This window comes from Neobacillus sp. GCM10027624, assembly GCF_042675345.1.
In the GTDB taxonomy this organism is placed as follows: Bacteria; Bacillota; Bacilli; order Bacillales; family Cytobacillaceae; genus Neobacillus; species Neobacillus cucumis_D.
The window spans coordinates 578,599-590,957 of the sequence record NZ_JBHTHD010000003.1; the positions used below are offsets into that span (position 1 = coordinate 578,599).

Genomic DNA, 12,359 nt, shown 5'->3' on the forward strand with positions numbered 1-12,359 from the left:
CAAAAAAATAATAGGCAGAAAAGAATGAAGAGGGAGAATAAAGGTTATACAATTCTCCCCATTTTTAAATGAAAGTGTTGAAATTTCTAAAAATCTAGCAAAATACATAAACTCTGTGGAAAAATTATTTCCATTATGACTGCGCAATGGAATTTGGGGTAATGCATCGGAATGAGACCGGTGATGATAAAACGATGGAAGTATTCACATTTCCGTAAGGAGTTAGGCGATCAATTAGATTACTCAGATGGTCCATCCCTGTCACTGCAGCCTTAAGTAAATAACTGACAGATCCGGTTAAACGGTGACACTCAATGATATCAGGGTCGTCCCTAAGCAAATTTTCAAAATCTGAATAGGAAAGGATCTTCATTTCGCTGACTTGTATGAAAACGATTACATCTCTGCCGACGGCTTTTGGACAAACCCGTGCACTGAATCCCTCAATAATTTCCCGCTCTTGCAGCCGCTTTAGACGCTCGGTAATACTTGGACGGCTAAGAGATAATTTCTTTGATAATTCACTTAAGGTTATTCGTCCATCCATTTGAAGAAGTTCAAGAAGACGAATGTCTAATGGATCCATTGAATGTTCTCCTTTCAAAATGTAGATAAATATCAAAAAATTTATGCAAATAGAAAACTAACCATCTGAATCTTATGCGATTTGTTATGTTTTCCGATTACATTATACCTTATTATTTAATAGAAACATAATCTTTGTAATTATTAAATAAGTAAAACTTCAGTATTGATAACATCGATTCAAAATATGTAAACGTTGTCAAATGAGGGGATGTATCGAAATGTTTTAACCATTGAGAAAGACTTTGATTTTTCTCTTTTTTTAGAAACAATTTCTACTATAATCACAGTGATAATGGGGGTAAAACAATGAACACAATCCAACCATCTTTAGAAACAAACGCAACAGTAATTGATAAAATGCATGAGCATCAGCAAGTTGTTTTTTGTAATGATCCGACGACAGGGTTAAAAGCGATTATCGCTATCCATAATACAACCCTTGGCCCTGCTTTAGGAGGCTGCCGGATGCGGCCATATCGAACGATGGATGAGGCATTGGAGGATGTACTTCGCTTATCTAAAGGGATGACCTATAAATGCGCTGCCGCAGATGTGGACTTCGGAGGTGGAAAAGCAGTTATCATAGGAGATCCAGCAAGGGATAAAACCCCTGCACTATTTAGGGCTTTTGGGCAGTTTGTTGATTCTTTAAACGGCCGTTTTTATACAGGGACAGATATGGGAACTTCAATGGATGATTTTATCCATGCTGCAAAAGAGACTAATTGCATCGTAGGAATTCCAGAAGCATATGGAGGCGGCGGCGATTCATCTATTCCAACTGCACTTGGAGTAATTTACGGTTTAAAAGCATCCAGTAAAGTCGTTTTTGGTACAGATAATCTTTCCCATAAAAAATATATCATCCAAGGGCTTGGGAAGGTAGGTTACAAAGTAGCTGAGCAATTGCTAGAATCTGGTGCCGATTTATATGTAAGCGATATCAATGAAGAAGCAGTCACGGCCATTCAAAAACATGCAAAACAATTAGGAGGCAATGCCGTTCGTGTAACCGGAGACGAAGTGTATTCAGTTGATGCGGATGTATTTGTTCCATGTGCTTTCGGCGGAATTATAAATGATGAAACGATAGATCTTTTAAAGGTTAAGGCAGTCGTAGGATCGGCGAACAATCAGCTTCTATTGGAAAATCACGGAGAAGCACTAAAACGAAAAGGGATTTTATATGCTCCAGACTACATTGTAAATTCCGGTGGGTTAATTCAAGTAGCAGATGAACTTTACGGCTACAATCAAGAGCGTGTGCTAGCCAAAACAAGCTCCATTTACACGTCTTTATTGGAAGTTTACAAGCAGGCAGAGCTGGATAATATCACAACGATTCAAGCTGCAAACCGGTTCTGTGAAAAACGAATGGAAGACCGACAAAGGCAAAATAGCTTCTTCTCACATACAAAACGCCCTAAATGGGATATTTGCAAATAAAAATTCTCCTAATGAGGTGATTAGATGTCAATGTCAATTGAATTTCCAATCTTTCAAATTGTCGATGAAAGTGGGCAATTAATAAATGAACAGTATAAAGACCAATTAACAGAAGACCTTGTCAAACAATTCTACTATCATATGGTTCGCATCCGAACTTTTGATCGAAAAGCCATCAGTTTGCAGCGTCAAGGGAGACTTGGAACATATGCCCCATTTGAAGGGCAGGAAGCTTCTCAAGTTGGAAGTGCTCTGGCGCTTGGCAAAGAGGACTGGGTATTCCCTACCTACCGTGATCACGGTGCTACCTTAACATTCGGTGCTAGTATGGCTCGTACGTTATTATATTGGAACGGTCGAGTGGAAGGTTGTGTACCGGAAGAAGGTAAAAAGATTTTCCCACCTGCCGTACCCATTGCCACACAAATCCCACATGCAGCGGGAGCGGCAATGGCAGAAAAAAGAAAGGGAACGAAGAATGCAGCAATAGCTTATTTTGGAGACGGAGCCACTTCAGAGGGTGATTTCCATGAAGGATTGAACTTTGCCAGTGTATTTCAAGCACCCGTAATCTTCTTTAATCAAAATAACGGATTTGCCATTTCCGTTCCGATCGAAAAACAAATGAATTCCAAAACCATTGCCCAAAAGGCACTTGCTTATGATATGCCAGGTGTGCGTGTGGATGGAAACGATATATTTGCTGTCTATTTCCAGACAAAAGAGTACATAGAACGTGCACGTAATGGAGGAGGACCGACTTTAATTGAAGCGATCACATGGAGGTACGGTGCCCATACCACTGCGGACGATCCAAGGAAATACCGAAATCAATCAGAAAGCGATACCATTAGGGAAAAGCGGGATCCTCTTCTTCGTGTCGAGCGCTTCATGAAGGTAAACGGTTTTTGGGATGATGAATGGGCGCTGAAAGTTAAAGAGGAAACGGAAAGCGAAGTAGAGCAAGCAGTAAAAGATATGGAAAGTTTTCCAAAACCAAAGATCAATGATTTATTTGATAATGTGTTTGAAAAGCCAACTTGGACGATTGCAAAACAAAAAGAACAGTATCTTCAATTAATTGGAGGGGAAGTGTGATGGTGATGACTTTAGAGAGACCGTTAGAACAAACTGCTGTAAAAACGAATCAGCTGACACTTGTTCAAGCGGTTACAGATGGATTGCGCATAATGTTAAAAGAGGATGAAAATGTCCTTTTACTTGGCGAAGATATTGGAAAAAACGGAGGGGTATTCCGCGCTACTGAGGGCTTGCAGGAGGAATTCGGGGAAGATCGTGTAATGGATACGCCGCTAAGTGAAGCGGGCATTATTGGTACTTCTATCGGAATGGCAATCAATGGATTCAAACCTGTAGCGGAAATGCAGTTCCTAGGGTTTATCTATCCTGCGTTTGAGCAGATCATGACACATGTATCACGGATTCGGATGCGAACTATGGGGAGTTATTCGGTTCCGATGGTGATTCGGGCGCCATATGGTGCAGGCATCCGTGCTCCTGAGGTGCATTCAGACAGTATGGAAGCATTGTTTGCGCATATGCCTGGAATAAAAGTTGTTTGTCCTTCCTCGGCATACGATGCAAAGGGGCTGCTGATTGCTGCCATCGAAGACCCGGATCCTGTCTTATTTTTAGAGTCGATGAGAATCTACCGTTCAGAGCGGGAAGAGGTTCCAGAAGGAAAATACATCGTTGAAATCGGTAAAGGGAAAAAGCTTAAAGAGGGGAAAGACGTAACGGTTATCGCATGGGGAGCAATGGTGCCGGTAGCTATGAAAGCAGTAGAACAGGCAGAAAAACAAGGGATCACCTGTGATGTGATTGATTTGCGAACCCTTTATCCTATTGATAAAGACATAATTGCAGAGTCTGTTCAAAAAACAGGCCGTGCCGTAATTGTTCATGAAGCCCATCAAACAGGCGGCGTGGGGAATGATATTGTTTCCATTATTAACGATACATCGTTTCTCTATATGAAATCTCCGGTTGAACGTGTTACAGGTTTTGATGTGCCAGTTCCACTTTTTGCGCTTGAGGAACATTATTTACCAACACCTAAGCGGGTGGTAAACGGAATCGAAAAAGTTATGTATTTTTAGGAGGGGAAAACATTGGTTGAAGTAAAACTTCATGATATTGGGGAAGGAATGACAGAGGGAGAGATTATTCACTATTTTGTTAAGGTTGGCGATAGAGTAAAAGTTGATCAGCCTCTGGTAGAGGTACAAACAGATAAAATGGTGGCTGAGCTTCCATCTCCTGCATCAGGAAAAGTAAAAGAAATTGTGGTCGATTATGGAACCACTGTATCTGTTGGTACAACACTTCTTGTGCTGGAAGCAGAGGAGACAAAAGAAGCAGAAGAATTGATGGAAATGAAACTTGAAGAAACAGCACCCCTAGCAAAGGATATACCTACAACACAACCACAGCCAACAAAGCAAGCTAAGGGAAAAGAAGAAAAACAATTTATCATTGCGGCCCCATACACTAGGAAAATTGCTCGCGAGTTTCAAGTAGATATTAACGAAATTTCAGGCACAGGAATAAACGGACGGATCACAGTAGAAGATATATACAATTTTGTTAAAAAACGCGACTTGATTCAGTCTTCCAAGGAAATGAAAGCGATTTCCGCAGAACCGAAAGAACAAATAACAGAGCCAATCATAGAGAATCGTGGACGAGAAGTCCGAAATGAAAAGGAAACAATAGGTGAAGAGATTCCTTTTAGAGGCCGCAGGAAGCAGATAGCAAAGAAAATGACCCAATCTCTTTATACCATTCCACATGTGACACATTTTGAAGAGGCAGATTTAACGGAACTGCTTGGTTATAGAAAGAATTTAAAAGAAATGGGGATCCATGTTTCGGCAGTTGCTTTCTTTATTAAAGCCATTGCCGTAGCATTAAAACAATTCCCAGTATTCAATGCAAAACTTGATGAAGAAAACGAAGTGATTCGATTAGAAAAAGAATATAACATTGGAATTGCTACAGATACGGAAGATGGTTTAATTGTGCCAGTCATCCATCATGCAGATCAATTAACGGTCCGTCAAATTCATGACAAACTAAAAGAATTGACAAAAAAAGCACAAGAAAATCAGCTGACACCAGCGGATTTGAAAGGCGGAACCTTTACCATCAGTAATGTTGGTCCATTAGGAAGTATCGGGGCAACACCGATTATTAATTATCCGGAAACGGGGTTAATTGCCTTTCATAGAACGAAAAAAATGCCGGTTGTCGTGGAGAATGATGAAATTGCGATTCGTTCAATCATGACGATGTCGATGGCGTTTGACCACCGCGTGGCTGACGGTGCTACGGCCGTGGCCTTTACAAATCGTTTTAAGCAATTAATTGAAAATCCAAAGCTATGGCCAATTGAATTAACATAAAAACCTAGAAATCTAAAAATACGAAACGTCAATAACGTGGTATGATAGAAAGCATGGATTGAATCGTTTGATCGAGTGAAGGAGGAGTATGTTTGAAATCTGCATCACTGCAAAAAAAGTTATTGCCACGCCATATTAGTTTAATGGCAATGGGAGGAGCAATCGGGACCGGGATTTTTAAAGGGAGCGCGGAAACGGTATCAATAGCGGGACCGGGAGTAATCTTTACCTATGTGTTCGCAGGTCTGTTGCTGCTTGTTGTGATGGGAGCTATAGCAGAAATGGCAATCGTCTATCCAAATACAAATATGAAAGGTTTTGTTCGGAAAGCCTTTGGTAAGCGTGCCTCTTTCGTAATTGGCTGGATGTATTGTTTTATGTGGCTGGCTGTGTGTGTCATTGAAATTGTTGTGGCCGGCAGTTTCTTACAATATTGGCTTCCCTCTGTTCCACTTTGGGAATTAAGTTTAGGCTGTGCTGCATTGGTTATTGGTATTAACATGATGAATGTGAAAAATTATGGAGAGTTTGAATTTTGGTTTGCCGGCATTAAAATCACCATGATTATCGTATTTATCATTTTGGGAGCCTGTATTCTATTTGGACTCATTCCAAGTAATCAATCGAACTATCTGCAAAATTTTACCGAGCATGGCGGATTTTTTCCAAAAGGATGGATGTCCATCTTTTCAGCGCTGTTAATTGTGATGTTTTCGTATGGCGGTTCAGAACTGATCGGGTTAACGGTTACTGAAGTAAAAGATGCGGATCGTATATTACCCAAGGTGATTAAGAGTTTTATTTGGCGCATTATATTGTTTTATACACTTCCGATACTAGTTATTTGTGGTTTAATTCCTTGGGATAAAATAAGTGATCAATCAAGTCCATTTGTCCAGGTATTGTCGATGACGGGTCTTCAGGGTTCCGCGCATCTGATGAACTTTATTTTAATTACCGCAGTATTATCTGCAGCGAACTCAGGAATTTATGGATGTACGCGAATGCTGCATTCTTTAGCGGTAGAAGGGGAAGCACCGAAGTCCTTTTCTTATGTAACAAAAAAAGGTGTGCCATTATACAGCTTAATGCTAAGTGCCGTGGTTTTAATCGGCGGTTCGATGATTGCTTATGTTGCTCAGGATCAAGTATTTATGTTATTAATGGCAGTTCCGGGATTTGTCGTATCATTAGTATGGATCAGCATTTGTTTGGCACAATTAAAACTTCGTAAAACCTATCCGAAGAATCCGAGCTTTAAATTGTGGGGTTTCCCGTATATCACAGCGATTACCGTTGTAATTTTAAGCATTATATCCGTGATATTTGTGTTTAACGTGCAAAACCGCGTCAGTATTATTACTAGTCTCGTTGTTTTGGCAGTGTTAGTTGCGATCTCATTTTTAAAATTTAAAAACTTGGAAGACCAGGATACTAAGATTAAAGAAGAGAATGTCGTATAAGATAGAACAATAATTATTTTTATGTATTACAGGGGCGGTTTATCTCGTCCCCTTTTTTTATTTAAGGTACTTAACCGCTGTTGCAGCATATATTTCAGCAGATTCAACCAAGTTCTGAACTGAAACACGCTCATCAAAACCGTGAAGTGTATTTAGAATACCAGGTCCGTATAGGACTGTGTCAATTCCATTTCTACGGAAATGACGGGCATCGCTGGAAGCAAGTAGCAATTTGCTGAAGATTGGCTTTTCATTTCCAAGGACTCGTCGAATCCCTTTTTCTAATGCCCGTACGATAGGACGATTCTCCAAGGTCCAGTTTGGGTTTAATAGGGACCCCATTGACTCCACAATCGAGCCTGGTGCAACTTGTTCAACAAGATTTCTGGCCGTATATAGTACAAACTCAGGCTTCATACCGAATGGGACTCGTGTATCTACCTCAATCACGCATTTTTCGGCTACGACATTTACCTTGGTCCCGCCCATGATAATACCCGGATTGTAAGATGGGCGATAAAGCAGCTGTGCAAGTGAGGGATTTTCTGACTCCTGAGAAAAGAACCACTCGCTTTTTCTTAAAAGAGGCACAAGCTCTGCCGGTGGAGTTGCCTTTAAATCCCATAACCTGGCCAGTGCCTCAACCACTAATGCTCCTCTTCTAACAGCGGAGATTCCTGAAATCGGCTGTTGGCTACCATGCCCGGGCTGACCCGGAATTGTCACTCTAAACCATAAGCTTGCTTTTTCTCCAACATCCGGGTTGCGAGGGTACGATGGCTCGCCAATTAGACAGGCATTCCCCTGAATCGTTCCTTGGTCGATGAATTTCGCAGCAGCATAGCCGCCAGTTTCTTCATCTGGCACAACTACAACACCTAGTTTCCCCCTAAGATTAAGCTTTTGGGCTAGTTCTTGTATTATTCCTGCTACAAAGACTAGGGCTGCCAGCCCGGCTTTCATATCGGAGGCCCCTCGACCTAATAACATACCTGCTTGAACTTCCCCTGAAAACGGGTCAAAGGACCAATGTGATCGGTCTCCCGCTGGAACGACATCTGAATGTCCGCAAAAAAGGAGCTTTTGTCCTGTGGCACCGGTTAAAGAAGCATCTCCGACAACCGTAACAAGCCCACTCTCTTGGTGGATGTATTCTGAAATCGTGAACCCTTTTGCCTTTAAATACTCGCTAATATGCTGTCCAGCTTCTCGTGAATATTTTGTAAACTCAGGGGATGGATTCTCTGATGGAATACGAATAAGGGCAGACGCGAGATCGATTAATTCCTGCTGTCTTTCTCTGACTAGTTGGAGAATCATGTTGCCGCTCATATGCTAAGCCTCCCATTAAAACACTTATAATTTACACTATGCTATTCGCTGGAGTTGGGTTGTATGCATAGGGGGAAAAAGGGTTATTGAAAAGGGCTTTATTTTCTAGGTATTCGCCGTTTCACATCAAAAACGCCATACATATTAATAGGATATTCAACTAAAAAGGAGCGATGCTCAGTGTATCCTTATGGAAATTATTCAATACAACAAATTCAGTACGACTATAATCCATATGTACAACAGAATCCATATGTACAACAGAATAAATATGACCATGATCGACAACTTCCGCAAATATCGCAGTTGCTTCAATTACCCCAATGGCAGCAGCTGGAACGCAGATTGAATCAACTAGAAAGGCAAAATGATCGGCAGGATCGTGAAATTGATCAGCTTCAACGCCGACTTCAACGGGTAAACCAGCGGCTTCGGGTGGTAGAAAACAGGTTACATGTACCATTTACTTCACATGATGAATTTTAAGGAAAAGCAAAGGAACTGGGGAAATTCCCAGTTCCTTTATTGAAGTTAGTTGAAGAGTTTTTACTGAAGGCTAAAACTAGCGAGGCCCCCCAAGAAATGACCTTCATAAAGTCGATGAAGACCAAAACTAGCGAGGAACCGCAAAGAAATGACCTTCATAAGGTTGATGAAGGCCAAAACTAGCGAGGCCCCCCAAAGAAATGACCTTCATAAGGTCGATGATGGCCAAAACTAGCGAGGCCCCCAAAAGAAATGACCTTCATAAGGTCGATGTAAGCCAAAACTAGCGTAGCCCCCAAGAAACGGCCTTCGGATGCTAGCAAAAACAAATCAAAATAAAGCCCTAATCCTCATTTCCAACAAAAGCCTGACTTTTACGATATACCATTGCTTCCATTGTAGCAATTAGCTCCTTGCCACTATAAACACGAATAGTATACCAGCCAAGTTTATGATTTTTCTTAATTTCCTCAGCAGTTGCTGTGAGTGTTTCCCCTAATTTTCCTGCAGAAATGAAGTTTACATTGGTTGTCACACCCACTGCTGTTTTTCCATATGAGTTACTGGCTGCGGCAAATACATAATCAGCAAGAGAAAAAATAACTCCTCCATGAACAGTTCCGTGGGCATTTAACATTTTTTCGTCTGGGGTTAATTCAGCGGCTGCTGTACCAAGTCCAAGTTTTGTCAGTTTCATGCCAAGGAATCGGCCATAAGGTTCATTTTTCATTAGGTCTACAATCTGTTCATAATGTTTTTCGTGAATCGCTTTTTCTTCGAGATGAGTAGTCATAGAATCCTCCCTATATTTAATTAGTTAATGAAACGTTTTTAAAACGTTTGGTGTTATAGATGAAATATATCATTTTGATAGAGTAGTATCAATTTAAAAATGAACAAAATGGGAATAATTTTCAGAGGAAAAAGTGATTTTTTTCGCCAAAAATGCTGTTTTTTAACGGATTTAAGGGATGAAATAAATATTTTTACATAAAATTAAAATTTTCAGTTATTAATATTGACACGGTGTTAATATGGTATTAATCTATAACTATGTTACATTAATTTTAATTGCCGTATAAATTGTGTTATCTAAAAATTTGATGATGATGAAAGTAAGGGGGATTATAGTATGTACAATCCGGAAGTTGAAACAATGAGTCGTTCGGAAATGAAAGCGTTACAATTCCTTCGACTTAAACAAACCATAAAAAGGGTTTATGAAAATGTACCTTTTTATAAAGAAAAATTTGATGAATTAGGAATCACACCAGATGATATCCAATCACTAGAAGATGTAAGATTGCTTCCTTTTACGAAGAAAAAAGATTTACGTGATCAATATCCATTTGGATTGTTTGCCGTCCCGATGGAAGAAGTAAATCGAATCCATGGTTCATCAGGAACAAGCGGTAAACCGACAGTCGTAGGATATACCAAAAATGATATTAGCAATTGGGCTTCGATCGTAGCACGCGCTATCGTAACAGCGGGGGGAAGAAAGTCAGATATTTTTCACAACGCTTACGGGTATGGACTATTTACAGGAGGACTTGGCCTTCATCATGGTGCCGAAGAGCTGGGAGTGGCAGTAGTTCCTATTTCTGGTGGGAATACTGAAAGACAAATAACTGTTATTGAGGATTTTAAACCAAGAGGAATTTGTGGAACCCCTTCTTATATTTTAAATATTGTAGAACAAATGGAACATATGGGATTAGATCCGCGTGAAACTAGCTTGGAATATGGAATTTTTGGTGCTGAACCATGGACAGAGGAAATGCGTACAACACTTGAGAATAAGTTGGATATTAAAGCAATTGATATTTACGGTTTAAGTGAAGTGATGGGGCCGGGTGTAGCGATTGAGTGTTATGAAGCGCAAAATGGTCTGCATATTGCGGATGATCATTTCTTAGTGGAAGTTTTAAATCCTGAAACATTAGAACCAGTCGAAGATGGTCAAGATGGAGAACTTGTGTTTACCAGCTTGACAAAGGAAGCGCTGCCAATTATTCGTTACCGAACAGGAGACATTGCTTCGATTACTCATGAAAAATGTAAATGCGGAAGAACGCATACGCGTATGTCCCGTTTAAAAGGACGGACGGATGACATGCTGATTATCCGCGGCGTAAATGTTTTCCCTTCAGAGATTGAACGTGTACTTTTACAAATTGAAGGACTTTTCCCAAATTACCAAATTCACTTGATTAAAAAGGGAAGTTTGGACAGTGTGGAACTTCATGTGGAAATTGAAAAGCATCTTTATCAAGAAGTCGGTGAAGACTTAGGACATACAGCCATTCAAGCATTAAAACGTACAATCCAGCATCAAATGAAATCAACTTGTTTAGTAACAATGGATACGATTATTAATAAACCTGGAAGCCTTCCTCGATCCGATGGGAAAGCGAAGAGGATTGTAGATAAAAGGAATGCAACTCCCGTAACCAATTAAGTTGATATATAGTAAATTTGTAATCGCTTAATCTATGCTTGCATCTTCTTTATATCCAGGGATTGCAAGCGTAGGTTAATTCGAAAGTTATTCACTATTAAAATAGTAGAATTTTCTTGATTTTTATATAACATTAAAATATAATAACGTTAAATAAACGTTATATAATGAAAGGTGGTATAAACGTGAGCATCCTTGAAAAAGATTTAAATGAACAAGCACAATTAGAAAAATTTATTGCTCGAATTGAAGCGGGCGACAAAATTGAAGCAGATGACTGGATGCCGGAAGAATACCGGATTGCATTAATAAAATTAATTTCACAGCACGGAATCAGTGAAATTATGGGCGCACTGCCTGAAAAGGAATGGGTGCCAAAAGCACCATCACTTAGAAGAAAATTGGGAATCATGGCCAAGGTTCAGGATGAAATGGGACATGGACAGCTCCTTCTTCGTGTAGCAGAGGATTTATTAAAGCCTTATGGAAAAGATCGCGGCGATTTAATGCAGGACCTCTTTAATGGAGATTTAAAGTTTCATAATGTGTTCCATATGGCAACAAAAACATGGGCTGATGCCGGAATGATTGGCTGGCTTGTTGATGGTGCTGCGATTATCACGCAAACAAACATGCTTGGTGCTTCTTACGGTCCATATGCACGAGCATTGCAGCGGATTTGCGCAGAGGAAGTGTTCCACGCACAGCATGGGGAAGCGATTATCATGGCACTTGCAGAAGGAACAGACGAACAAAAACAAATGATTCAAGAAGCATTAAATGACTGGTGGGAAGCGCTTCTTATGTTCTTCGGACCAGCAAGCAGTTCAACGACAGGTACAAGTAAGCAGGATGTAACGATTAAGTATAAAATTCGTACAAGTACAAACGAAGAATTACGACAAAGCTTCTTTACTAAGTACATTCCGCGAATTTTATCATTAGGCTTAACGATTCCGGATCCAACTCTTCATTTTGACGAAGAGCAGCAGCTTTGGGTTTACCAGCAGCCTGATTGGAATAAATTTAAGCAAATTATTAAAAATAATGGTCCACGCTCACAAGCACGTTTGAACTTGCGGAGAGTTTCTTATGAAAACAACGCATGGGTACGCGATGCTCTAAGTGCGGCAGTAAACTAAGGAAAGGGGAAGGGAA

General features: G+C 40.2%; 11 protein-coding genes. 7 read left to right on the forward strand and 4 right to left on the reverse strand.

From position 1 onward, the window contains the following. Positions 1 to 133: 133 nt before the first annotated feature. Positions 134 to 586, reverse strand: coding sequence for an Lrp/AsnC family transcriptional regulator (locus tag ACFQZ9_RS07770; RefSeq protein ID WP_026575059.1), 453 nt, complete (start codon positions 584 to 586; stop codon positions 134 to 136). Between the two features lie 308 nt (positions 587 to 894). Between ACFQZ9_RS07770 and ACFQZ9_RS07775 the strand changes: the two genes are divergently transcribed. From ACFQZ9_RS07775 to ACFQZ9_RS07795, 5 genes are all read left to right on the forward strand, one after another. Further along, positions 895 to 2,034: a Leu/Phe/Val dehydrogenase gene (locus ACFQZ9_RS07775; protein WP_498943076.1), complete on the forward strand. Its 1,140-nt coding sequence runs from the start codon at positions 895 to 897 to the stop codon at positions 2,032 to 2,034. A gap of 30 nt (positions 2,035 to 2,064) precedes the next feature. Then, on the forward strand, positions 2,065 to 3,132 hold the full coding sequence (gene pdhA / locus ACFQZ9_RS07780; protein ID WP_498943602.1) for a thiamine pyrophosphate-dependent dehydrogenase E1 component subunit alpha: 1,068 nt from the start codon (positions 2,065 to 2,067) through the stop codon (positions 3,130 to 3,132). A gap of 5 nt (positions 3,133 to 3,137) precedes the next feature. Continuing rightward, on the forward strand, positions 3,138 to 4,154 hold the full coding sequence (locus ACFQZ9_RS07785) for an alpha-ketoacid dehydrogenase subunit beta (RefSeq protein ID WP_498943603.1): 1,017 nt from the start codon (positions 3,138 to 3,140) through the stop codon (positions 4,152 to 4,154). Between the two features lie 12 nt (positions 4,155 to 4,166). Further along, positions 4,167 to 5,459, forward strand: a complete 1,293-nt coding sequence (locus tag ACFQZ9_RS07790; protein WP_498943078.1) for a dihydrolipoamide acetyltransferase family protein — start codon at positions 4,167 to 4,169, stop codon at positions 5,457 to 5,459. Between the two features lie 143 nt (positions 5,460 to 5,602). Beyond that, a complete protein-coding gene (locus ACFQZ9_RS07795; RefSeq protein ID WP_498943604.1) occupies positions 5,603 to 6,922 on the forward strand; it encodes an amino acid permease in 1,320 nt (439 codons plus the stop codon). A 57-nt stretch (positions 6,923 to 6,979) separates the two neighbouring features. Here the strand turns inward: ACFQZ9_RS07795 and ACFQZ9_RS07800 are convergent, their stop codons facing one another. The 3 genes from ACFQZ9_RS07800 to ACFQZ9_RS07810 all read right to left on the reverse strand — a co-directional run bounded on the left by ACFQZ9_RS07800 (position 6,980) and on the right by ACFQZ9_RS07810 (position 9,533). Continuing rightward, complete coding sequence (locus ACFQZ9_RS07800; RefSeq protein WP_498943080.1) at positions 6,980 to 8,254, reverse strand: M20 family metallopeptidase; 1,275 nt, start codon at positions 8,252 to 8,254, stop codon at positions 6,980 to 6,982. 160 nt (positions 8,255 to 8,414) lie between these two features. Next, positions 8,415 to 8,717, reverse strand: coding sequence for a hypothetical protein (locus ACFQZ9_RS07805; RefSeq protein WP_498943082.1), 303 nt, complete (start codon positions 8,715 to 8,717; stop codon positions 8,415 to 8,417). Positions 8,718 to 9,083: 366 nt separating this feature from the next. After that, complete coding sequence (locus ACFQZ9_RS07810; protein WP_498943083.1) at positions 9,084 to 9,533, reverse strand: PaaI family thioesterase; 450 nt, start codon at positions 9,531 to 9,533, stop codon at positions 9,084 to 9,086. Positions 9,534 to 9,872: 339 nt separating this feature from the next. Here ACFQZ9_RS07810 and paaK point away from each other — a divergent pair, with 339 nt between their 5' ends. Together paaK and paaA are read left to right on the forward strand one after the other, a co-directional pair. After that, positions 9,873 to 11,201, forward strand: coding sequence for a phenylacetate--CoA ligase PaaK (paaK, locus tag ACFQZ9_RS07815; protein WP_198309671.1), 1,329 nt, complete (start codon positions 9,873 to 9,875; stop codon positions 11,199 to 11,201). A gap of 185 nt (positions 11,202 to 11,386) precedes the next feature. Further along, positions 11,387 to 12,343, forward strand: a complete 957-nt coding sequence (gene paaA / locus ACFQZ9_RS07820) for a 1,2-phenylacetyl-CoA epoxidase subunit PaaA (protein ID WP_498943085.1) — start codon at positions 11,387 to 11,389, stop codon at positions 12,341 to 12,343. The last annotated feature ends 16 nt before the right edge of the window (positions 12,344 to 12,359 follow it).